Raw genomic sequence first — 22162 nt, forward strand, 5'->3', positions numbered from 1 at the left:
CTTTCCACAAAGAAAGAGGTTTGAAGTTTATCTTCTCCCCTCTTATCTGCCAGAAAGTAAACTTTCTGCTGGAATTAGCACCGTGCCTTTTGGCGTAAATAAACGCCCCATTTCACAATGGTATTACGGTCGGTTGCTGGGCTTCATCGGGCCAAATCCCTCCACCTGCTCTTGATAAGAGTTATATAATTTTTTAGAATTTTTAACTTTATGTTGAAGACTATACCAAGAATAAAAATCACTTGTCAATATTTTATTTGTATAATTCTGGACGGCGATCTGCAAAAACTGGAATTCCTTTACGTACCTCTTTAATCTTCTCGAATTTAAGTTCTCCAAATAAAATTGATTCCTCTTCATTTGCCTCTACTACAACTTCACCCCAAGGATCCACAATTAAAGAATGACCTGCAAACTCATTATTCGGATCCTTTCCTGCCCTATTACATGCAACAACATAACACTGATTTTCAACTGCTCTTGCTTGCAATAACAAACGCCAATGCGCTAAACGAACTAATGGCCATTCTGCTACAACAAATAAAACTTTTGCACCTTTAGCAGTATGAACGCGCATCCACTCTGGAAAACGAATATCATAACAAATTGTGCCGGCGCACTCTACATCATCTAGCTTAAATTCACCTGTACTATTTCCAGCGATTAAATATTTATGTTCATCCATAAGCTGAAATAAGTGCACTTTACTATATTCATTGACTAGTTCTCCTTCCTTGTTTACAACATACATTGTATTGGTAACACCTTGTTCTGTTTGCTTCGCTATGGAACCACCAACAATATGTACACCATATTGTTTCGACCATTCTTTCAACTTTTCTTTCGTTTCTACTCCCTCTCTATCTGCAATTTCAGAAAGTCTCGTTAAATCATATCCTGTCGTCCATAGTTCTGGTAAGACAATAACATCTGGTCTTTCCTTCATCGCTTCACTTATTTTATTTTTGGCGTTCTCAATATTTTTTTCTACATCTCCAAAGACAATATCCATTTGAATACATGCGACTTTCATTTTTTCAGCCCCATTCTCATTTTTCTCTTTACAAAATACTGGAAAGATTATATCATTTGTCACTAGAATTGTAACAACTTTCAAAAGAGGTGGAAAGTATGAAATTATTTCAACATTCTGAGATAGTAACATCATTGCCAACACAATTTTTCGCTTCACTTGTTGCAAAGGTTAACAAAGTCGTTGCAGCTGGTCACGATGTTATTAATCTAGGTCAAGGTAATCCAGATCAACCAACACCGCAGCATATCGTTAAAGCTTTACAAGATGCTGCTGAAAAGACCATTCATCATAAATATCCGCCATTTCGCGGACACGAAAGCTTAAAAGAAGCCGTGGCAACATTCTATCAACGTGAATATGATGTAGTAGTAAATCCAAAAACTGAAGTTGCTATTTTGTTTGGCGGAAAAGCTGGATTAGTAGAATTACCAATTTGTTTTACAAACCCTGGTGATACTATTCTCGTTCCAGATCCAGGCTATCCAGATTATTTATCAGGAGTTGCTTTAGCAAAAGCACAATTTGAAACAATGCCGCTTATTGCAGAGAATAATTTTTTACCGGATTATACAAAAATTGATAACTCTATTGCCGAGCGTGCAAAGTTAATGTTTTTAAACTATCCAAATAACCCTACCGGTGCTACTGCATCAAAAGACTTTTTTGATGAAACCATTCATTTTGCTAATGAACATAATATATTAGTCGTTCATGATTTTGCATACGGTGCTATTGGATTCGATGGTCAAAAGCCCATTAGTTTCTTGCAAGCAGACGGTGCCAAAGATACAGGTATTGAAATTTACACTCTATCGAAGACTTTCAATATGGCCGGATGGCGCATCGCTTTTGCTGTGGGGAATGAAAGTGTGATTGAGACAATTAACCTATTGCAAGATCATATGTATGTTAGTATTTTTGGTGCAATTCAAGATGCTGCCCGCGAAGCACTATTAAGTTCACAGTCTTGCGTAGTAGACCTTGTAAATAGTTACGAATCTCGAAGAAACGCTCTTATTTCAGCTTGTCACTCAATTGGTTGGAATGTAGACATTCCAACAGGATCATTCTTTGCATGGCTTCCTGTACCAGAAGGATATACATCTGAGCAATTTTCTGATATTTTACTAGAAAAAGCACACGTTGCAGTTGCTCCTGGTGTTGGATTTGGTGAGCATGGCGAAGGATATGTCCGCGTTGGTCTCTTGCATACAGAAGATAGATTACGAGAAGCCATTAATCGAATTGATAAATTAAATTTTTTCAAAAAGTAATTGACAACATGAAAAATATCTGACAAAATTCAGTTATCTTAAAAATTTAAACATTTCTAAATACTTCTTATCAAGAGCAGGTGGAGGGACGAGCCCGACGAAACCCGGCAACCGATCTACAATTGTAGACACGGTGCTAATTCTCGCAGCATTATGCTGACAGATAAGGAGCTGGTTGTAAAAAAACCTCTCCTTAGCTGAGAGGTTTTTTTATTTAACTAGGAGGTTATAACAATGAGCGGAATTATAGCGACATATTTAATCCATGATGATTCACATAACTTAGAAAAAAAAGCTGAGCAAATTGCACTCGGTTTAACAATTGGCTCTTGGACTCATTTGCCACACTTATTGCAAGAACAATTAAAACAACATAAAGGCAATGTCATTCATATTGAAGCGTTAGACGAACAAGAACACACTAACTCTTACCTTGGCAAAAAAGTATCACGTGGACTCATTAAAATTCATTATCCATCGCTGAACTTTAGCCCCGACTTACCTGCCATTTTGACAACAACATTTGAAAAACTTTCGTTAGATGGAGAAATTAAACTCATTGATTTAACATTCTCAGACGAATTAAAGAAACAGTTTCCTGGACCAAAATTTGGAATTGAAGGCATCCGAAACCTTTTACAAGTTCAAGATCGCCCTCTTCTAATGAGTATTTTCAAAGGGATGATAGGACGGAATATTGGATATTTAAAAGCTCAACTACGCGATCAGGCAATTGGAGGCGTAGATATTGTAAAAGATGATGAAATTTTATTCGAAAACTCATTAACACCACTTACAAAAAGAATTGAATCTGGGAAAGAAGTTTTACAATCTGTATACGAAACTTACGGACATAAAACGTTATATGCAGTAAATTTAACAGGACGAACTTTTGATTTAAAAGAAAATGCGAAACGTGCAGTGCAAGCTGGGGCTGATATTCTATTATTTAACGTATTTGCTTACGGACTAGATGTACTGCAAGCACTTGTAGAAGACGATGAAATTCCAATTCCTATTATGGCACACCCTGCTGTAAGTGGTGCTTACTCAGCATCCAAGTTATATGGAGTTTCATCTCCATTATTACTCGGAAAACTACTACGTTATGCTGGGGCTGACTTTTCATTATTCCCATCTCCATATGGAAGTGTTGCGTTAGAAAAAGAGGAGGCTCTTGCCATCTCAAAACATTTAACTGAAGACGATGCACTTTTCAAGAAGAGTTTTTCTGTTCCGTCTGCTGGTATTCACCCTGGTTTCGTTCCCTTTATTCTACGCGATTTCGGTAAAGATGTTGTTATTAATGCTGGCGGTGGGATACATGGACATCCGAATGGAGCGCAGGGTGGCGGTAAAGCTTTCCGTACTGCAATTGATGCTACTTTGCAAAATAAACCACTCCATGAAGTAGAGGACATAAATTTGCATAGTGCACTACAAATATGGGGAAATCCTTCTCTTGGGGTGAAATTATGAGTATTCAAGTATTTTGTGATTTCGATGGCACGATTACAAATAATGATAACATTATGTCCATTATGGAAAAATTCGCACCACCAGAAGCTGAAGATGTAAAGAATAGAATTTTATCACAAGAGCTATCTATTCAAGAAGGTGTTTCTCAATTATTTCAATTAATACCTACTAATTTGCACGATGATATGATTCAATTTTTAATAGAAACTGCTGAAATCCGTAGTGGTTTTCATGAATTTATACAATTTGTAAATAAAAATAACATTTCTTTTTACGTTATATCAGGTGGAATGGATTTCTTCGTCTATCCACTCTTACAAGGAATCATTCCAAAAGAGCAAATTTACTGTAATGAAACAGACTTTTCAAGTGAATACATTACCGTTAAGTGGCCTCATCCTTGTGATCATCATTGTCAAAATCATTGCGGATTATGTAAATCATCTTTAATCCGTAAATTAAGTGGTACAAATGATTTTCATATTGTGATTGGAGATTCAATTACTGATTTACAAGCTGCGAAACAGGCGGATAAAGTATTTGCCCGCGACTTTCTTATTACAAAATGTGAAGAGAATCATATTGATTATACACCGTTTGAAACATTTCAAGATGTTCAAACCCAATTAAAACATTTGTTGGAGGTGAAATCATGAAACAACTTTTTCGTCAATGGTATGACTTAAGCGAGATTAAAAAAGAATTAACAACACGAAATTGGTTTCCAGCAACGAGTGGTAATATTTCTATAAAGGTTAGTCATGAGCCACTTACTTTTCTTATTACAGCAAGCGGTAAAGATAAAACAAAAACTACTCCAGATGATTTTCTCTTAGTAGATCATCTAGGGGTTCCCGTATTAGAGACTGAATTAAGACCTTCAGCAGAAACAATATTGCATACACATATTTATAACAATACGAATGCCGGGTGCGTACTTCATGTTCATACAACTGATAATAATGTCATCACAAATTTATATAGTGATGCAGTCACCCTTCAAAATCAAGAAATTATTAAAGCTCTCGATATTTGGGAAGAAGGTGCAACAATTCACATTCCTATTATCGAAAACCATGCCCATATCCCAACGCTTGGAGAAAACTTCCGAAAGCATATACAGGGAGATTCAGGAGCAGTATTAATCCGTAACCATGGTATTACCGTATGGGGCCGAGATAGCTTTGATGCAAAGAAAAGATTAGAAGCTTATGAGTTTTTATTCCAATTTCATATAAAACTATTATCAATTCAAGGAGGCGTTTCTAATGGCGCAAATTCGTATTCATGAGGAAAATACTCGTATTGAAAGTGAAGTAGAGGTATCAAACTTTCTACAAGGAGAAGATGTTTTATATGAGAAATGGAATATTTCTAAACTTCCTACTCATTTAAAAGAAAATTACTCCTTAACAGATGAAAACAAAGCTGAAATATTAACGGTGTTTTCAAAAGAAATTGTTGATGTTTCAGAACGCCGAGGTTATAAAGCATATGATGTGATTTCACTTTCTAGTAGCACACCTAACCTTGACGAGTTATTAATTAATTTCCAAAAAGAACACCATCATACTGACGATGAAGTTCGCTTTATTGTCAGCGGTCATGGCATCTTCGCTATTGAAGGAAAAGATGGTCGATTCTTTGACGTTGAACTTGAGCCTGGTGATCTTATATCTGTACCTGAAAATGCAAGACATTATTTTACCTTACAAGATGATCGCCAAGTTGTAGCTATTCGTATTTTTGTTACAACAGAAGGTTGGGTTCCAATTTATTAAGGTAGCTAGTTGAATAAAAGATTGGAACCCCTTTTCCAATCTTTTATTCACTCTACATATATATATACATCCTCCTATGGAACAGGCTTATTTCATAACATTGAAGTAAGCCTGATTTTTTATTCACTAAAATAATTTGTCCCTTTCGTTTGTTCAAATCAAATATCTCAAATCACACTTCCACTTTTTCAAGTACATTTCGGAACACTTTTTGAACATTCATTGAACTTTTTTTGAATTTTTTCTGAAAATTCTGTTTTACGTATGATATACTACAAGTAATAAGAAGGAAAAGAATATTGCAAGCAGAGGGGGATAATCATGAGTTTACTTATCGCACTTATACTAGGAGTTTCATGTGGAGCTATTCCTGTCATTTTAGGAGCTATTATGGAAGAATTAGAAGTTGGTGTTTTAGGTTTTGTCGCATCCTGTGTAAGCGCTTTATTTTTCGGTTTGTACGGTGCTATTCCTGTTGCTATTCTGTGCGCATTTTATATAGTACGCCATGCTCGCGCGAAACAGTTTGGTCCTAATCACACTGCACAAGTTATTCCATTCCCAATTGAACGATGCCGCCGCGCTTCCAGCCTATAAATTATCCAACTTAAATATTATGCCTGCCTAAATAAATAAAAAGTCCTCAAATGAGGACTTTTTATTTATTTTCTTCTAGAAATTGAAACAATTCTTGCAAATGAAGTGCATCTTCACTATAGCTAACGGATACGTGACATGTCCCTTCAATCTCAGCATGCATATAAAGGGCAATTCCATCTCGATCATATTTCAATGCCAAATAAAATTCCATTTCCTCTAACATCTTTTTCGAAGTTCGTATAACATAATGCCCTTTCTCATCTCGTCCATATTCGAAACTTGGCTCAAAATCGTATTTTTGTTTAAATGCTTCTTTTTGCTTATCATTAATCTGTACACAAGTTGATTGCTGCACAGCATCAATCATCTCATCAAACTTTTGGAGATCCATCTCATTTACCCCCTTATATAATTTTTGTATAATACTTGTGTTCCGCTATTCTCTTCTCCATCTGCGATTAGTTCTTCATACAATTCCTTCGCTAAGGTTAAACCCGGTACTGGTAATTGTAGTTTTTCAGCTTCATCTAAAGCAATCTTCATATCTTTCATAAAATGCTTTACATAAAACCCTGGTTCAAAATCTCCCTTTAACATTCGAGGTGCTAAATTACTCAATGACCAGCTACCTGCTGCCCCCGTTGAAATACTCTCTAATACTTTATCTGCATTAAGTCCAGCTTTTTTCGCATAAGCAACAGCCTCACATACTCCAATCATATTAGAAGCAATCGCAATTTGATTGCACATTTTTGTATGTTGTCCACTTCCAGCTGGTCCTTGCAACTGAATATTTGTTCCTAGCTTTTCAAATAACGGTAAACATTTTTCATATATTTCTTTCTCGCCACCGACCATAATTGCGAGTCTTGCTTCTTTCGCACCAACGTCTCCTCCAGATACAGGCGCATCTAGCGTATATACACTCTTACTTTTTCCAGCTTCATTAATACGTTTTGCCAATGTTGGTGTAGATGTCGTAAAATCAATTGCTATCGTGTCTTCATTTGCATTCTCCAAAATTCCATCTATCCCAAAGTACACTTCTTCTACATCATGTGGATATCCAACCATAGTCATTACAACATCAACTTGCTTCACTAACTCTTTCGGTGTATGACACCAAGTTGCACCATCTTGCACTAAAGAATCTGCTTTTTCTTTCGTTCTATTATACACATATACTTTATAACCACTTTGCATTAAATGGTTAACCATACTTTTTCCCATCACACCAATACCAATGAAACCTATTGATAAATTTTTATTTTCCATCTTCTCATCCCCTTTGTTCTAATAAATCATTTACCATCTTTCGAAATTCCTTATTAAAATCATCATCCAAACTATTCTTCACATTTGAGAATAAAATAACAAACGTGCCTTTTTCTTTATTGAAATTATTAAACGTATTCCAACCAGATAGTACACCATGGTTATGGAAATAATCTGGATATATGTAAAAGCTAAATGCATATTTTCTTTCTTGTGAAGGTGTAAACATCGCTTGTATACTTTGTTCAGAAAGAAGCTTTCCATTTATAATCGCTTCATCTAATTTTTTCATATCCCCTACTGTCGTATACATCTCACCCGTTCCATATAACCAGTCCATCCCTAATTTTTGTGCTGGCACAAGCTCTTGATCTTTCTTCACATAACCCTTCGTGAAGGTTTTATCTCCAGGCACCATATTTCCCATACCTGATTCATGCATCTCGGCCTTTGTAAATATATTTTCTTTTATATAGTCTCCTAAAGGCTTTTTCGTTATATTTTCTATAATATAAGCGAGCACCATATAATTATAATCCGTATACTTCCAACCTGTTCCTGGTGGAAACTCTAATTTTTGACTTCCAATCCAAGTTACTAAATTTATACGTGAAGCTACATTGACCTTTCCTTTCCCATTTTCCGGTAAACCAGAGGTATGTGTTAATAAATGATATAACGTGATATTTTTATCTGCTGGAAATGAAGGAATGTATTTATTTACATTATCTTGGATATTTAACTTCCCTTGTTCTTGTAACTGTAAAATGGACGTAGCAACAACTGTTTTCGTAATAGAACCGATACGATATTTTGTTTGAGGTGTATTTTCTACTTTATTTTGAACATCAGCATATCCATATCCTTTATTCAATATAACATGTTCTTTATCTGTCACCAAAACTGTCCCATTAAATTGCTTTCCTACTAAATATTGATCTAACTTTTGAGATATACTAGCATAATCAATTTTTTGTACTTCTTCTATATTATCCTGTACCTCTGACTCAATAGCGGGAGTTACCTTTGTTGTTAATACTGCTTGTTCCTTTAGATCGGGACTATAGAGAAAATAGTATACTCCGCCGCAAACTACAGCAGACAGTGAAGCCATAATTATTATTTTTTTTTTCATATTGTTCCTCCATAATTACTTCGTGAAGAATGGTCCCCCATATTCTATTATCAGGCAATAAAAAAAAATCGCAACAATTTGTTGCGAAAAATCACATTTTTTCCTTTCTATATATACATACTTGATTTTTCCCATTTTTTTTTGCTTCATATAATGCAATATCCGCTCTTTGCATTAATTCCTCTTTAGTAATTCCTTGCTCATATAACGCAACTCCAAAACTCGCTGTTAATTTCGAAATTCCAGAGAACTGCTTTGTTTCAATGAAAAATCGTAACGATTCCGCAACTTGAAACGCTTCTTTCTCTACCGTATCCGTCACTAATATTATAAATTCTTCTCCCCCCCACCTTGCAAATATATGTTGATGTTCAACTTTAGATTTCATAAGATCTGCAAGTTGTACTAATGCTAAATCGCCAAAATCATGACCATATGTGTCATTTACTGATTTAAAATTATCTATATCAAACAAAATAAGTGCTATTTTTTCATCATTACGTATTACATTCTCCCACTCTGTCTCCAATATTTGTTGGAATTTCAAACGATTATATATTTCTGTCAATGAATCTATCATAGCCAGTCTTTCTTGCTCTTGATAGATTTCATCTAATTCTGTAATCTCTGTGCATTTTACTATAAATCGTGATAAGTCTTCTGGTAATGGTGTCGCACGTAATAAAAAGGTAGAGGCTTCCCCTTCATAATTGTGCATCTTAATTCTTCTTCCATTTGATAAAGTATCATCCAGCCATGTTACATCGTGAGTCGTCGAATAATATCCGGTCTCTCTTATAAGATGTTCTGCAAATACTAAATGTTGTTCACGATAGGTAAATAAATTATCATATCCGAAAAACTCTAAAAAATTTGTATTACAATCAACAATCTCATCATCTTCTACTATAAATAATAAATCATTTTGAAAATCAAACATCGTTTGAAGCAATTCCTGTTGTAAACTTACTTGTCGCACTAAAGAAAGCTGATATAAACTCTTATTCACTTCCTCTAGTACTACTTGTGGGGTTACTGGTGCTATAACAATATTGCGTATTCCTAACAATAGTAAATCTGCAAACTCATTGTTTATCTGTTGATCCCAAATGATAATGAATGTGCTCTGTGAATTATATATATTCTTTATATATTTTATTTGAGCAAAATCTGTTACATACATAATTACAATATGCGGTTTAGTTCTATGAAACAACATTTCTCCTTCTTCAAAACTATTCGCTATAAACATACATTTTGGATGGACGTTTTCTATCGTTTGTTGATGTGTACATCCATCTTCTATATAAAGGACATTCAACTGAAGATCTTGTAATACATTTTGGAAAACAGTATTCTCTAATAAAAAATGTAGTATGTTCATCACTAGTCTTCACTCACTTCATATATCTTGTTCTACTGAATTCCTCACAATCATTTTATAAAAAATAGTTCTCAAAAAAATCCGATTAGTGAGGAATACATATTAACAAGCTAATTGAGAATGTTATCTTCGCTTATCTACTCTAGAAATTCCTTTTTTAGTGTATGATTATAAGAGTTGTATCGTTTGTATGAATGCCCCATCTCGTTACTTAAAACTTGACAATTAAAATAATTTTATTATATTCTTAAATTCAATAACTTACAAAATGTAAGTAGAATATATTACATTTATTTTATATTAAGTTGATATGTAATTTGGAGGATATATAATGACAAACAATGACTTTTTTAACGTTTTATATGAACGCACATCTACACGTGCATTCAACCCCGAAAAAGAAATTTCATCTACAGAATTACATGAAATTTTAAAAGCCGCTGCACAAGCACCTTCTGCTTGGAACTTGCAACACTGGAAATTCCTTGTTTTCCAAGGCGAAGACGTACAAAAACGATTACATCCAATTGCTTATAACCAACAACAAATTCTTGATGCTTCTGCCGTAGTCGCTATTTTAGGTGATTTAGAAGCATATAAAAATGTTGAACCTGTTTACGGTCCAATTGTAGAACAAGGATTTATGAAAGAAGAGGCAAAAGAGCGCTTAGCTAAAAACATTGAATCTGCATATACTCGTGAGCAATACCCACGAGATGCTGCCTTTTCAAATGCTGCTTTAGCAGCAATGCAACTTATGCTTGCAGCTAAAGCAACTGGTTGGGATACTTGCGCTATTGGTGGCTTCAACCCACAAGCATTAATGGAAGAATTCAATGTTTCATCTCGTTACATACCAATTATGCTTATTACAATTGGTGAATCCACTTTAAAAGGTCACCCTGCACCGCGCATGAGCGTAGAACAAGTGAGTGAATGGGCGAAATAATAAAAAACGAAGGTAATTTCATTACCTTCGTTTTTTTATATTCTGTCACACATCCGTAATATTACAATGTATTATTCGACATCTACACATAGAGAAATCGTAATTTTCATGCTATCTCCATAAATAAATATGGCGTTTCGTGTCGAAATTTGTTAAACCATCGAAAGATAACCGTGTATTTTTATTACAATTGTGATACAATGATAACAAATAGATAACAAGAGAGGGATTTTCATTGAGTTCATACGGAAGCTTTATCGCACTTTTAAGTTACATAGTAACTGTACTACTGCTATATTTTATTGGCGATGCTGCAAACATATCAGTGTTACAATTCCCAAAAGAAGAAGTATTCCAATCAGAAGCAGAAAAACATACTGCACGATCCATTGCACCACTACTCCTAGCTCTTCCTGTATATATCATCGTTTTATATAAAAGTAAAAAAGTGTAAAGGCTGCCTAATTTATTTCATTTCGGTGGTCTTTACATTTTTTTGTGATATTTCCCCTATTTTAAACATCACTCCATACTAAATACCCATCTAGTCATTTAAAATGAGAAAATCCCCTAGAAAAATTTCCATTATCTGTCCAGTCACCGACTGCCGAACTTACATAGATTATAAGTGTGAAGGGGGTGATGAGGATTATGTTTGGATCATTTGGATGCTGTGATAACTTTAGAGACTGTCATCATCGTGAAAGAGAGTGTGACCATCGCGACCATCGCGAGAAAGAGAGAGAGAGAGAAGTAAAACCACAACAAACAGCTGTATGTAACGTGCTTGCTAGCATTTCAGTTGGAACAGAGCTTTCTCTTTTAAGCATTAGAGGTAACGGAACATTCAACAATGTAATTTTTGAAGGTTTCGCTAACGGCGTTGCTCTTTTCTCTGCTTTAGCTCGTAATAATAACGACAAAGATAACAATAACAATAAAGACGATAAGAACAATCAAAATCGCAATACTTTTACTGGTATTTTACGTGTATGCCCAACTGACATCGTTGCAATCGCTATCTAATTCTGTTCCTTATCCTCTATAGTAAGAAAATAAGATTTACTTTTCTCATAAAAAAAACCTGAGACCGATTTCAAATCGACTCAGGTTTTTTTACTATTATATGCTTTTAACTAATTCAACAACTTCTTCAGCAGTTGACATTGTTAATGCTTTTTCTGCTAATGTTTCCATTTCTGCTTTTGACAACTTGCTTAGTTGTGTTCTTGCAGGAAGGATAGATGTTGCACTCATACTGAACTCATCTAAGCCTAATCCTAATAATAATGGGATAGCAAGCGAATCTCCCGCCATCTCACCACACATACCAGCCCATTTGCCCTCTTTGTGAGCAGCATCGATAACCATTTTTACAAGACGTAAAATAGATGGGTTATACGGTTGGTATAAGTAAGCTACTTGTTCGTTCATACGGTCTGCAGCCATTGTGTATTGGATTAAGTCATTTGTTCCGATAGAGAAGAAGTCAACTTCTTTTGCGAATTGATCTGCTAATACTGCTGAAGCTGGGATTTCAACCATCATACCCACTTCAATAGAATCAGAAACAGTTGTACCCGCTTCTACAAGTTTCGCTTTCTCTTCTAATAAGATTGCTTTCGCTTGACGGAACTCATCAAGAGTTGCAATCATTGGGAACATAATTTTTAAGTTACCGTATACGCTAGCACGAAGTAATGCACGAAGTTGTGTACGGAACACATCTTGCTCATCAAGACATAAGCGAATTGCACGGTATCCTAAGAATGGGTTCATTTCTTTTGGTAAATGTAAGTATGGAAGCTCTTTATCTCCACCGATGTCAAGTGTACGAACAACGACAGGTTGACCTTCTTTTACACCTTCAAGAACTGCTTTATACGCTTCGAACTGCTCTTCTTCTGTTGGAAGATTGTCACGGCCCATGTATAAGAATTCTGTACGGTATAAACCAACGCCTTCTCCGCCATTATCGATAATACCTTGTACATCATTTGGTGTTCCGATATTTGCAACAAGCTCAACGTGATGTCCATCGCTTGTTACAGTAGCTTGGTCTTTTAATTTTGCCCATACAGCTTTTTGCTCTTCAAATTTCGCTTTCTTTTCTTCAAACGAACGAAGAGTTTCTTCTGATGGATTTACAATTACTTCTCCATCTAAACCGTCAATGATTACGATATCGCCGTTTTGGATTTTCTCCATAACAACTTTCGTACCAACAACAGCTGGAATTTCCATAGAACGAGCCATAATTGCAGAGTGAGATGTACGTCCACCGATATCAGTTGTGAAACCTTTTGCATACTTACGGTTTAACTGAGCTGTATCAGATGGTGTTAAATCTTCAGCAATAATGATTACTTCTTCAGAAATTGTACCAGGATTTGAGAAGTTAATTCCTAGTAAATGTGCAAGAACGCGTTTTGTTACGTCGCGAATATCCGCAGCACGTTCTTTCATGTATTCGTTATCCATGTTTTCAAACATAGAAATAAACATTGATGCAACTTCATCCATTGCAAATTCAGCATTTACTTTTTCGCTATTTACTTTATCTTTTACTGGATTTACTAATTCCGGATCATTTAATACTAATAAATGTGCTTCAAAGATAGCAGCTTTATCAGCACCTAGCTCAGCAAAAGCGTGGTCCTTAATAGCTTCTAGTTCAGATTTTGCTTTCTCAAGCGCAGCGTCTAAGCGTGCAATTTCTGCAGCTTCGTTCGTAATTGATTTCTTTTCAATGTTAAATTCAGGATTCTCAAGTCTGAAAGCCTTTGCAATAGCAATCCCACTTGATGCAGCGATCCCTTGAATATTAAGAGTCATTATTCTCCTAATCCTTCGTTTTTCATAGTTTCTTCGATAGCTGCTAGTGCTTGAGCTGCATCATCACCATTTGCAGTGATCTTAATTTCCGCGCCTTGTTGAATTCCTAAAGACATAACACCCATGATTGATTTTAAGTTAACGTTTTTTCCGTTATACTCTAAGTTAATGTCAGAACCAAATTTGCTTGCAGTGTTTACAAGTAGAGTTGCTGGACGAGCATGAATTCCTGAATCGCTAGTTACTTTAAAGATTTTTTCCATGATAATTTATCTCCTTTAAATTACGTTTTTTTTAGTTGTATAGACGTGAGTACTACATCATCTATTGTATATAATAGGCGATGTTCGGTCAACCACATCGCCTATTATAATTATAAACATTTTGCGTCAAATTCCTATTGAATGTCAATAATAGCGTTTTCGCCCTTTTTAACATTTCCATCTTTTTTCAATTCGACTTGTTGCCCTTGTTGTAAATTCGTAAAGACGATTGGTGTAATAATAGATGGTGCATTTTCTTTTACAAATGCAAGATCTACTTTTAATAATGGTTGTCCTTGCTTCACTTTATCACCTTGTGCTACAAGCGCTTCAAAGCCTTCACCATTTAATTTTACAGTATCAATACCAAAGTGGATTAAAATTTCTTTTCCACCTTCAGACTGAATACCAATCGCATGTTTTGTAGGGAATACATTTACAATCTCACCATTAACTGGAGAAACTACTGTTCCTTCTGTTGGCTCAATCGCAAATCCATCTCCCATCATTTTCCCTGAAAATACTTGGTCAGGTACTTCTGTAATCGGTAAGATTTTCCCTTCAATTGGTGAAACGATTGTTTCATTTTCATCAACTTGTTGAGGAGTTTCTTCCACTTTTACAGGCTCTTCTTTTTCAACATGAGGTGTACGACCTGACATAATATCATGAATTTGTGATTTTAATGTGTCAGATTTCGGTCCGAAAATAGCTTGAATGTTATTTCCAACTTCAAGTACACCAGCTGCTCCAAGCTCTTTTAAGCGGTCTTTATTTACATTCTTTTGTTCGTTAACTTGTACACGTAAACGAGTAATACAAGCATCTAAAGAAGCGATGTTTTCTTTACCACCAAGTGCTACTAATACTTCACGTGGAAGTTCACCTGCTTCTGTTTTTCCTGCGCCGTCATTAGCATTTGCTACTTCACGACCAGGTGTTTTTAAGTTCCATTTACGGATTGCGAAACGGAATCCGAAGTAGTAAATCACTGCTAGTACAAGACCAACAATAATTACCCACCACCATGCCGTACGACCTGGTAGTACACCGAATAATATGAAGTCAATTAAACCACCAGAGAATGTCATACCAATTTTAACACCTAAAATTTGCATTGTCATAAATGATAGACCAGCGAATACTGCATGAATTCCGAATAATACTGGTGCTACGAATAAGAATGAAAATTCAAGCGGTTCTGTAATACCTGTTAAGAAAGATGTTAATGCAGCAGACCCTAAAATACCAGCTGCTAATTTTTTATTTTCTGGACGTGCTTCATGGTACATTGCTAAAGCTGCTGCTGGAAGACCGAACATCATGAACGGATACTTACCAGTTGTAAATGTACCAGCTGTTAATTCTACGCCGTCTTTTAACTGTGCCATAAAGATTTTTTGGTCACCACGGATTAATTCGCCAGCTGCATTTGTATACTGACCGAATTCGAACCAGAACGGTGAATAGAAAATATGATGTAATCCAAATGGAATTAATGAACGTTCGATTAAACCGAATATAAATGCTGCTAACGTTCTATTTGCATCAATCATTTGATGTGAGAACGTATTTAAGCCACCTTGAATGTATGGCCAAACGAAGCACATGATAATACCTACTACTAAAGAGAATGTTGCAGTTGCGATCGGTACGAAACGCTTACCTGCAAAGAAACCTAAGTATGATGGTAATTCAATATTGAAGTATTTATTGTAGCAATATGCAGCTACTATCCCGACGATAATACCACCAAATACTCCTGTTTGTAGCGTTGGAATTCCTAATACGTTTGCATATGCTGGATCTGCAAATCCAATTTTCACTGGATCTGTTCCAGAACTTGTTACTTTCACTAGCTTATCTACTTCTAAGAACACACTCATCGTTTTGTTCATAATTAAGTAGCCGACGAATGCTGCTAAACCAGCTACTCCGTCTCCACCAGCTAAACCGATTGCTACCCCAACTGCGAATAATAATGCAAGGTTAGCGAAAATAATATCACCCGATTGTTCCATAATTTTTGCAACCATTACGAACCAATCTGCTTTTAAAGCAGGAATAACATTTGTTAGCTGTGGATTTTGAAATGCATTACCAAATCCAAGTAAAATACCTGCTGCCGGTAAAATCGCTACTGGAAGCATAAGCGCTTTTCCGACTTTTTGAAGAACACCAAAGATCTTCTTAAACATGGAAACCCTTCCTCTCTTATCTATATTGATACTTTTCGACAAACGCCAAAAAGGCATGAGGAAAAAAAAGATAGAACGATAGCTATACAAAGGGTAGTATGTCCCTTTATTTAGCTTACATTCCCAACTTTTCTCCACTCATGCCTGATCGAATCAGTAACACGTGTCAAAAATAGGATTACGTATAAGTTCACTATAATTAAGGCAAACGTTTTCGTTATTCACCTTAATGTGTTTGTCGAATTTTGTATAACTTTGCAATAGTTATTATACATAACTATTGTAAGCGATTCAATCATTTTTTTTAACGTTTTCATTTTAGACAAAAATATATGTCTTTTTACACATGTTCTGCTTTCACTAATCGTTGTAAATGCATCGTTAAATAAATACTCTCCGCTTCATAAACAGGAAGTTGTAATTCTTTCTGCATTACTTTGACTAGTTTCCACGCCAAATTATAACAAACTGGATATTCCAACTTTAATAAATCAGCAAAACTCTGTGCTTCTTCTACTTTTTCTCCTTTTTTCACCCGCTCAATAGCATATTGTAAATGGCGAATAAGGCGTAAATAATGAATGCTTTCTTGGTCTAATGTAATTTGTAGGCTTGTCTCAATTAAAGACACAAGTTGTGCAATAAGACGAGAATTTTGATTAACAGAAGATAAATCAGAGTTTGTAAGCGAGCTGTAAATGTGAAGTGCGATAAAGCCAACTTCCCCTTCTGGCAATGTAATTTGCAAACGAGAATTTAAAAGTTGCACAACGCCTTCAGCAATTTTATATTCCTCTGGATATAGCATTTTCGTTTCAACTAAAAAAGGATTATCTATTGTAAGTCCTTGTTTCAGCCTTTTAATTGCAAAAGAAATATGATCTGTTAAAGCGATATGAATATGTTCATTTAATGGAGACTCCGCTTTTTCTTGAATATATAACATAATATCATTCATCAATTCAATTAGCTTTTCACTCACATGTGGTACTAAAAGTTTGTATTGTTCTCGATCACGTTCATTTTTTAAAACAAACATTTTCTCAATTTGTTCTTGCTCCAACACATCTTCAGCCTTTTTTCCAAATCCAATTCCTTTACCGATCACTACTACTTCCTCGTGTTCAGGATGGCTAGCAATGATGACATTATTATTTAAAACTTTTTTAATTTCTAGATAATTACTCATATAACACCACCCTCGTACTTAAATAGCCTGCTTTTATGTTACAGAACATTCTTCTTTTTCGTCAATATAAAACATCTACCATTTAATAAAAATTCATTTTTTAGACATGTTTGTATATGATGCGTATAATGTAAGGGCAACTGTACATAGAAAGGAGATTGCAACATGATTAAAATGTTTGTAAGTGATATTGATGGAACGATGATGCAACACGGAGGTTTTATCGACGAAAAAGATGTTATCGCTTTACGCAGCTTAGCTGAACAAAATGTAATTCTTTGTTTTGCTTCTGGAAGACTTGATAATGAAATTGCAGACTTAATGAGAGCAGTTAATACAAATTTCCATCGCATTAGTGTAAATGGTGTTTTTGTATATACACATGAAAATAAGCAGCTATTATCTGCAACTTTCGATTCCAGCATTCTTCCAGATTTGTTAGCTATGACAAATGAAGACCCTTATTTCCGTTATGTAAGTGATGAACATAACTACTACATTGAAGAAAAAACACCGTTTATTCATGAACTTGAACAACAAGTAACGATGACTTCTGTTGAAGAACCTAATCTATTACAGAAAATTGATGATACAATTTTTCCAAATAAAATTTCTGTCGGTGGAACGAAGGAAAGCTTACAACTCCTTCAGAACAAAATTGATGAAAAATTTCACGGTAAAGTTAGCACCTTCATTTCAGCAGAACAATGTTTAGATGTAATGCCACCTAATATTAGTAAAGGTTCTGCTATTTCTATTTTATTAAAAGAATTTCAAATACAACCAGAGGAAATTGCTTGCATAGGGGATTCTTATAATGATATTCCAATGTTCTCTTTAACTCCTCACAGTTTTGCTATGTCTCAAGCAGATGACGCAGTAAAAGAGCACGCTCACTATGTAGTAAATACGGTTAAAGATGCTGTTAACCACGTAATTGCTCATAATAAAAATACGACTCACTCCTTATAAGGATGAGTCGTATTTTTATTTCTTTACATGTTGAAAACATCAAAGCTCACTGTACTTCACAAACTGAAATATATTACTTGTTACGTGCGATGTTCGTAATAAACTTATAACGGTCACCACGATAAATACATTTCACATACTCTAACGGTAACTCACCTTCTGAATATGACCATTGACGCATTACAAGTACAGGCGCCTTTTTAGGAATATGCAGATGTTCAGCTTCATTATCCGTTGCAATTGAAGCTTCAATTGATTGAGTAGCGCGAACAAGCTTAAAGCCCAGTTTTTTCTCTAAATGTTCATATAAAGATTGTTGCAATATTTCTTCGTTAATATCTTTCACAAGAGTTGGCGACAAATATGTCGTCTCAAATGCAATCGGTTCGTCATCAGCTAAGCGAGTACGCCTCACTTCATAAACCGACTCCCCCTCTTGTATTTTCAGCCGGTCTGCTATTTTAGCAGTAGCTGGAACTAGGCGGAAACTTAATAACTGGCTGCTCGGTTTCATACCACGAGAAATCATATCTTCTGTAAATCCCGTCATTCCTTGCAACTTTTGCTCCACTTTCGGAAGTTGGACGAACGTTCCAATCCCACGTTTCCGGTATAAATAACCTTGTTCCACTAAGTTATTAATCGCCTGTCTGATTGTCATACGACTTACTTCGAACTTATCACAAAGTTCATTCTCAGATGGAATTTTATCTCCCGGCTTCCATTCGCCGTCCTCAATTAGCTGTTTCACCCACTCTTGAATCTGATAATAGATCGGAAATGGTGAATACTTGTCGATGTTCATCAGCAATCGCCTCACTGCATAAAGATAGAGCTTCTGGATCTGCGATTACGGTTACATTCGGATGACGTTGTAAAACTGTAGCAGGACACGCCTCACTATATTCTCCTTGCAATAATTCCTTAACAGCTTCTGCCTTTTTAGATCCCATAGCAACAAGTAGAATTTGTTTTGCTTTCATAATACTTCCAATTCCCATTGTAATCGCATGAGTCGGTACATCTTCTTCTCTTTCAAAGAAGCGAAGGTTTGCTTGGCGCGTAGATTCTGTTAATTCTACAATGTTAGTTGGAGAATTAAATGGTGTTCCTGGCTCATTAAATCCGATGTGACCGTTTTCACCGATTCCAAGAATCTGTAGGTCAACTGGGTTAGTAGCTAGAATGCTCTCGTAACGCTTGCACTCTTCCTCTAAATCACTTGCCATCCCGTTTGGTACATAAGTTTGTTTAAATGGAAGATGATCAAACAACTGTTCTTGCATGAAATAGTGATAGCTGTTTTTATCTTCGTGTGGTAAATTTACGTACTCATCTAAGTTTACAGTGGTTGTATGACTTGTATCAAGTTTATTTTTTCGCATTTCTGCATAAATACCTAATGGAGAGCTTCCTGTAGCCATTCCTAATGTTGGATTTTCTTTTGATTTTACAACCTCTTCAATTAACTTGAAACCTGCTTCTGCTAATTCTTCTGGAGTTTTTACAACAAGAATATTCATCTAATTACTTCCCTTCCTTCATATGAATTCCTAAACGAACCGTATCATATACATGTAATTCTTCAGTCATAACAACAAAGTCTGCATCTTTACCTGCCGCTAACGCACCTTTATTATCTAATCCAAACTCTTCTGCTTGGTTAACCGATGTCATGAGTACTGCATCCTCGATTGAACATCCTGTAAATTCAATTACATTTCGGAAAGCTTGATCCATTTTCAAAATACTACCAGCTAACGTTCCATCTTCTAATCGGGCACTGCCATCTTTTACATGTACTGGCTGTCCGCCAAGCTCATATAATCCATCTTCAAGACCTTTTGCACGCATTGCATCTGTAATGACACTTACTTTTTTCGGTCCTTTTAATTTATATGCTAATTTCACCATATCAGGGTGAATGTGAATACCATCTGTAATTACTTCAACCATTACATCTGGATTTAATAACACATGACCAACAACTCCTGGTTCACGGTGATGTAATCCACGCATTTGATTGTATAAATGTGTTGCATGTGTAATTTTTCTATTTTTCAGTTGTGCATCAATCGCATCTGTATGCCCCATTGTGCCAACAACACCTGTTTCAGCAAGATACTGCTCAAACTCTAACGCACCTTCTTCTTCTGGTGCATATGTTACTAATTTAATTAGATTTCCGCTTGCTGCTTGCCATTGTTTAAATTGCTCGATACTCGCAGGAACAATATGTTCAAGTGGTTGTGCACCCGCACGTTTTTTTGAAACATATGGTCCTTCTAAGTGAATATATTCGAAATGTGCTCCCTTATCTTTCGCTTCCTTCGCAGCACTTAGCGCCGCTTCAATCGCTTCTGGAGCTTGTGTCATTGTTGTTGGGAAGTAAGTTGTAACTCCTTCTTTTAACATTTCTTTACCAAGAGTTACTAATCCATCGCTATTTGCATCCATCGCATCAATATCGTATCCACCATGAATATGAACATCAATCATACCTGGAATCACAATCTTTCCTGCCGCATCTAACACAGTTTCATTTTCTTGTGATACATATTGAGCCATCAAACCAATTTCTTTAATTGTTTCTGCGTAACGAACAAATCCGTTTTCCACTACTTCTGTACCTGTATAAATTTTGGCATTGATGACAACTTGCGTTTTCATTTTCATCGATCCTTTCCCATGAAATACCTACTTGTTATTATTACCTTATTCGCCTAATTCCATCTTAATATACACACGAGTAGTTGTCTATACATTCTAATGAAATTTCCTCTTCATTCAGCAGAAAAAAGGAAATTTATTTCTTTTTCATTATAATATATGTTATTCATTTTTTCCAAAATGGAAAATACCCTCTTATATAATTAATTACTTAAGTAGTGGCATAAGACCACTCGACCCCATAGTAATATGTTCACCGTCTGTTTCTATTTCTACTGTACGCTTGTTTGTTCCGTATATCATTATACCACGCTGTTTTAATCGTCTTACAACACTTTGATGAGGATGTCCATATGGATTTCTACTCCCGTACGAAAGAATAGCGAATTGTGGGTCTACTTTTTTTAAGAATGTTTCACTCGTTGAAGTATACGAGCCATGATGCCCTACTTTTAATATATCTGCATGTACATCAAATTGCTTTAATATTTCATTTTCTGTCCGTATATCAGCATCACCCATTAATAAAAAGTCCGCTTTACCATATCGAATCTTTAATACAATTGAAGACTCGTTATTCTCGTCTTTCGATTTCCCATTGTTCAATACTTGTATAGAAACATGTGGATCTAGCGGTATGTATTGTCCCTCCTTCACTGAAATGAAAGGAATGCCCCTTTTTTTAATGTTATTTCGATACGTATGATAAGTAAATGAACTATATGTTTTCCCGCTATCTAATACGAGGGAAACTGGCATTTGCTCTACAATTGGAATAAGTCCTCCTATATGGTCCATATCCGGATGAGTACTTACAATTACATCTAAATGATTAATTCTTTTTTCAATTAGTTTTTGAATAATGACCTCTCCCGCTTCATAGGGACCCCCGTCTATTAACATCGTTTGACCATTTGGCAATGTAATAAGTGTCGCATCACCTTGTCCAACTTTTAAAAAACTCACTTTCATTTTACCAAAATGTTGCCGCTGCATATGTATAGAAGACGCAGTATGAATAGACATCATATATCTTTTAGCCGATGCGCTGTTTAACGAAAAACATAATAAAACAGAAACCAACAATAGAATATTCCGTACACCTCTCATAACTCGTCTCCT

General features: G+C 35.5%; 23 protein-coding genes and 2 riboswitches. Of the genes, 10 read left to right on the top strand and 13 right to left on the bottom strand.

What is annotated here, in order from left to right:
* Positions 1–39 precede the first annotated feature (39 nt).
* A riboswitch (SAM riboswitch) is annotated at positions 40–181 on the bottom strand.
* 72 nt (positions 182–253) lie between these two features.
* On the bottom strand, positions 254–1117 hold the full coding sequence (locus BAU23_RS03145; RefSeq protein WP_002094426.1) for a carbon-nitrogen family hydrolase: 864 nt from the start codon (positions 1115–1117) through the stop codon (positions 254–256).
* A gap of 14 nt (positions 1118–1131) precedes the next feature.
* Here BAU23_RS03145 and BAU23_RS03150 point away from each other — a divergent pair, with 14 nt between their 5' ends.
* The 6 genes from BAU23_RS03150 to BAU23_RS03175 all read left to right on the top strand — a co-directional run bounded on the left by BAU23_RS03150 (position 1132) and on the right by BAU23_RS03175 (position 6167).
* The gene (locus tag BAU23_RS03150) at positions 1132–2310 is read left to right on the top strand and encodes a pyridoxal phosphate-dependent aminotransferase (RefSeq protein WP_071733489.1); all 1179 of its coding nucleotides are present in this window, start codon (positions 1132–1134) and stop codon (positions 2308–2310) included.
* A 64-nt stretch (positions 2311–2374) separates the two neighbouring features.
* Positions 2375–2480, top strand: a riboswitch (SAM riboswitch).
* A gap of 64 nt (positions 2481–2544) precedes the next feature.
* The gene (gene mtnW / locus BAU23_RS03155) at positions 2545–3789 is read left to right on the top strand and encodes a 2,3-diketo-5-methylthiopentyl-1-phosphate enolase (RefSeq protein WP_071733491.1); all 1245 of its coding nucleotides are present in this window, start codon (positions 2545–2547) and stop codon (positions 3787–3789) included.
* The gene (locus BAU23_RS03160; RefSeq protein WP_000027449.1) at positions 3786–4445 is read left to right on the top strand and encodes a 2-hydroxy-3-keto-5-methylthiopentenyl-1-phosphate phosphatase; all 660 of its coding nucleotides are present in this window, start codon (positions 3786–3788) and stop codon (positions 4443–4445) included. Before mtnW ends, BAU23_RS03160 begins: the two co-directional genes overlap by 4 nt.
* Positions 4442–5080: a methylthioribulose 1-phosphate dehydratase gene (locus BAU23_RS03165; protein ID WP_000811328.1), complete on the top strand. Its 639-nt coding sequence runs from the start codon at positions 4442–4444 to the stop codon at positions 5078–5080. The genes BAU23_RS03160 and BAU23_RS03165 overlap by 4 nt, the downstream gene beginning before the upstream one ends.
* A complete protein-coding gene (locus tag BAU23_RS03170) occupies positions 5058–5570 on the top strand; it encodes a 1,2-dihydroxy-3-keto-5-methylthiopentene dioxygenase (RefSeq protein WP_071733493.1) in 513 nt (170 codons plus the stop codon). The genes BAU23_RS03165 and BAU23_RS03170 overlap by 23 nt, the downstream gene beginning before the upstream one ends.
* A 321-nt stretch (positions 5571–5891) precedes the next feature.
* Positions 5892–6167, top strand: coding sequence for a hypothetical protein (locus tag BAU23_RS03175; protein WP_000054656.1), 276 nt, complete (start codon positions 5892–5894; stop codon positions 6165–6167).
* Positions 6168–6228: 61 nt separating this feature from the next.
* Here BAU23_RS03175 and BAU23_RS03180 read toward each other — a convergent pair whose 3' ends face one another.
* From BAU23_RS03180 to BAU23_RS03195, 4 genes are all read right to left on the bottom strand, one after another.
* Entirely contained in the window at positions 6229–6561 is a 333-nt protein-coding gene (locus tag BAU23_RS03180) for a DUF3909 family protein (RefSeq protein ID WP_000365603.1), read from the bottom strand.
* A gap of 5 nt (positions 6562–6566) precedes the next feature.
* The gene (locus BAU23_RS03185) at positions 6567–7445 is read right to left on the bottom strand and encodes an NAD(P)-dependent oxidoreductase (RefSeq protein ID WP_000428551.1); all 879 of its coding nucleotides are present in this window, start codon (positions 7443–7445) and stop codon (positions 6567–6569) included.
* A gap of 4 nt (positions 7446–7449) precedes the next feature.
* Positions 7450–8580 (bottom strand): serine hydrolase domain-containing protein, encoded by a 1131-nt coding sequence (locus BAU23_RS03190; protein WP_016130213.1) that lies wholly within the window; start codon positions 8578–8580, stop codon positions 7450–7452.
* Between the two features lie 91 nt (positions 8581–8671).
* Positions 8672–9964 (bottom strand): GGDEF domain-containing protein, encoded by a 1293-nt coding sequence (locus BAU23_RS03195; RefSeq protein ID WP_001023179.1) that lies wholly within the window; start codon positions 9962–9964, stop codon positions 8672–8674.
* Between the two features lie 331 nt (positions 9965–10295).
* On the opposite strand from BAU23_RS03195, the gene BAU23_RS03200 reads away from it, so the two are divergent.
* The 3 genes from BAU23_RS03200 (at position 10296) to BAU23_RS03210 (ending at position 11939) form a co-directional block, all read left to right on the top strand.
* Positions 10296–10913, top strand: a complete 618-nt coding sequence (locus BAU23_RS03200) for a nitroreductase family protein (protein ID WP_000183653.1) — start codon at positions 10296–10298, stop codon at positions 10911–10913.
* Positions 10914–11148: 235 nt separating this feature from the next.
* Complete coding sequence (locus BAU23_RS03205; protein WP_000100491.1) at positions 11149–11367, top strand: hypothetical protein; 219 nt, start codon at positions 11149–11151, stop codon at positions 11365–11367.
* A gap of 197 nt (positions 11368–11564) precedes the next feature.
* Positions 11565–11939, top strand: a complete 375-nt coding sequence (locus BAU23_RS03210; RefSeq protein ID WP_016130214.1) for a DUF3915 domain-containing protein — start codon at positions 11565–11567, stop codon at positions 11937–11939.
* A 96-nt stretch (positions 11940–12035) separates the two neighbouring features.
* On the opposite strand, the gene ptsP is transcribed toward BAU23_RS03210, so the two are convergent.
* The 4 genes from ptsP to glcT form a co-directional block, all read right to left on the bottom strand.
* Positions 12036–13748, bottom strand: a complete 1713-nt coding sequence (ptsP, locus tag BAU23_RS03215) for a phosphoenolpyruvate--protein phosphotransferase (protein WP_000174203.1) — start codon at positions 13746–13748, stop codon at positions 12036–12038.
* Positions 13748–14011 (bottom strand): phosphocarrier protein HPr, encoded by a 264-nt coding sequence (ptsH, locus tag BAU23_RS03220; protein WP_000411079.1) that lies wholly within the window; start codon positions 14009–14011, stop codon positions 13748–13750. The genes ptsP and ptsH overlap by 1 nt, the downstream gene beginning before the upstream one ends.
* A 134-nt stretch (positions 14012–14145) precedes the next feature.
* Positions 14146–16209 (bottom strand): PTS glucose transporter subunit IIABC, encoded by a 2064-nt coding sequence (gene ptsG / locus BAU23_RS03225; RefSeq protein ID WP_000473209.1) that lies wholly within the window; start codon positions 16207–16209, stop codon positions 14146–14148.
* 340 nt (positions 16210–16549) lie between these two features.
* Positions 16550–17398 carry a glucose PTS transporter transcription antiterminator GlcT gene (glcT, locus tag BAU23_RS03230; protein ID WP_000073853.1) on the bottom strand — a complete coding sequence of 283 codons (849 nt, stop codon included), beginning with the start codon at positions 17396–17398 and terminating at the stop codon, positions 16550–16552.
* A gap of 165 nt (positions 17399–17563) precedes the next feature.
* Between glcT and BAU23_RS03235 the strand changes: the two genes are divergently transcribed.
* Positions 17564–18370, top strand: coding sequence for a Cof-type HAD-IIB family hydrolase (locus tag BAU23_RS03235; protein WP_000594218.1), 807 nt, complete (start codon positions 17564–17566; stop codon positions 18368–18370).
* 73 nt (positions 18371–18443) lie between these two features.
* On the opposite strand, the gene phnF is transcribed toward BAU23_RS03235, so the two are convergent.
* The 4 genes from phnF to BAU23_RS03255 all read right to left on the bottom strand — a co-directional run bounded on the left by phnF (position 18444) and on the right by BAU23_RS03255 (position 22150).
* The gene (gene phnF, locus BAU23_RS03240) at positions 18444–19175 is read right to left on the bottom strand and encodes a phosphonate metabolism transcriptional regulator PhnF (protein ID WP_071733495.1); all 732 of its coding nucleotides are present in this window, start codon (positions 19173–19175) and stop codon (positions 18444–18446) included.
* Positions 19105–19893 carry a glucosamine-6-phosphate deaminase gene (gene nagB, locus BAU23_RS03245; RefSeq protein ID WP_001024198.1) on the bottom strand — a complete coding sequence of 263 codons (789 nt, stop codon included), beginning with the start codon at positions 19891–19893 and terminating at the stop codon, positions 19105–19107. The genes phnF and nagB overlap by 71 nt, the downstream gene beginning before the upstream one ends.
* 4 nt (positions 19894–19897) lie before the next feature.
* Complete coding sequence (gene nagA / locus BAU23_RS03250; protein WP_071733540.1) at positions 19898–21040, bottom strand: N-acetylglucosamine-6-phosphate deacetylase; 1143 nt, start codon at positions 21038–21040, stop codon at positions 19898–19900.
* A gap of 207 nt (positions 21041–21247) precedes the next feature.
* Positions 21248–22150: a ComEC/Rec2 family competence protein gene (locus BAU23_RS03255; protein ID WP_001215093.1), complete on the bottom strand. Its 903-nt coding sequence runs from the start codon at positions 22148–22150 to the stop codon at positions 21248–21250.
* Positions 22151–22162 lie beyond the last annotated feature (12 nt).

Source organism: Bacillus nitratireducens, assembly GCF_001884135.1.
Classification (GTDB): domain Bacteria; phylum Bacillota; class Bacilli; order Bacillales; family Bacillaceae_G; genus Bacillus_A; species Bacillus_A nitratireducens.

Bases quoted from the DNA above. Each gene is read 5' to 3' on its own strand.
- BAU23_RS03150 (WP_071733489.1), top strand. From the start codon at position 1,132: ATGAAATTATTTCAACATTCTGAGATAGTAACATCATTGCCAACACAA.
- mtnW (WP_071733491.1), top strand. From the start codon at position 2,545: ATGAGCGGAATTATAGCGACATATTTAATCCATGATGATTCACATAAC.
- BAU23_RS03160 (WP_000027449.1), top strand. From the start codon at position 3,786: ATGAGTATTCAAGTATTTTGTGATTTCGATGGCACGATTACAAATAAT.
- BAU23_RS03165 (WP_000811328.1), top strand. From the start codon at position 4,442: ATGAAACAACTTTTTCGTCAATGGTATGACTTAAGCGAGATTAAAAAA.
- BAU23_RS03170 (WP_071733493.1), top strand. From the start codon at position 5,058: ATGGCGCAAATTCGTATTCATGAGGAAAATACTCGTATTGAAAGTGAA.
- BAU23_RS03175 (WP_000054656.1), top strand. From the start codon at position 5,892: ATGAGTTTACTTATCGCACTTATACTAGGAGTTTCATGTGGAGCTATT.
- BAU23_RS03180 (WP_000365603.1), bottom strand. From the start codon at position 6,561: ATGGATCTCCAAAAGTTTGATGAGATGATTGATGCTGTGCAGCAATCA.
- BAU23_RS03185 (WP_000428551.1), bottom strand. From the start codon at position 7,445: ATGGAAAATAAAAATTTATCAATAGGTTTCATTGGTATTGGTGTGATG.
- BAU23_RS03190 (WP_016130213.1), bottom strand. From the start codon at position 8,580: ATGAAAAAAAAAATAATAATTATGGCTTCACTGTCTGCTGTAGTTTGC.
- BAU23_RS03195 (WP_001023179.1), bottom strand. From the start codon at position 9,964: ATGAACATACTACATTTTTTATTAGAGAATACTGTTTTCCAAAATGTA.
- BAU23_RS03200 (WP_000183653.1), top strand. From the start codon at position 10,296: ATGACAAACAATGACTTTTTTAACGTTTTATATGAACGCACATCTACA.
- BAU23_RS03210 (WP_016130214.1), top strand. From the start codon at position 11,565: ATGTTTGGATCATTTGGATGCTGTGATAACTTTAGAGACTGTCATCAT.
- ptsP (WP_000174203.1), bottom strand. From the start codon at position 13,748: ATGACTCTTAATATTCAAGGGATCGCTGCATCAAGTGGGATTGCTATT.
- ptsH (WP_000411079.1), bottom strand. From the start codon at position 14,011: ATGGAAAAAATCTTTAAAGTAACTAGCGATTCAGGAATTCATGCTCGT.
- ptsG (WP_000473209.1), bottom strand. From the start codon at position 16,209: ATGTTTAAGAAGATCTTTGGTGTTCTTCAAAAAGTCGGAAAAGCGCTT.
- glcT (WP_000073853.1), bottom strand. From the start codon at position 17,398: ATGAGTAATTATCTAGAAATTAAAAAAGTTTTAAATAATAATGTCATC.
- BAU23_RS03235 (WP_000594218.1), top strand. From the start codon at position 17,564: ATGATTAAAATGTTTGTAAGTGATATTGATGGAACGATGATGCAACAC.
- phnF (WP_071733495.1), bottom strand. From the start codon at position 19,175: ATGAACATCGACAAGTATTCACCATTTCCGATCTATTATCAGATTCAA.
- nagB (WP_001024198.1), bottom strand. From the start codon at position 19,893: ATGAATATTCTTGTTGTAAAAACTCCAGAAGAATTAGCAGAAGCAGGT.
- nagA (WP_071733540.1), bottom strand. From the start codon at position 21,040: ATGAAAACGCAAGTTGTCATCAATGCCAAAATTTATACAGGTACAGAA.
- BAU23_RS03255 (WP_001215093.1), bottom strand. From the start codon at position 22,150: ATGAGAGGTGTACGGAATATTCTATTGTTGGTTTCTGTTTTATTATGT.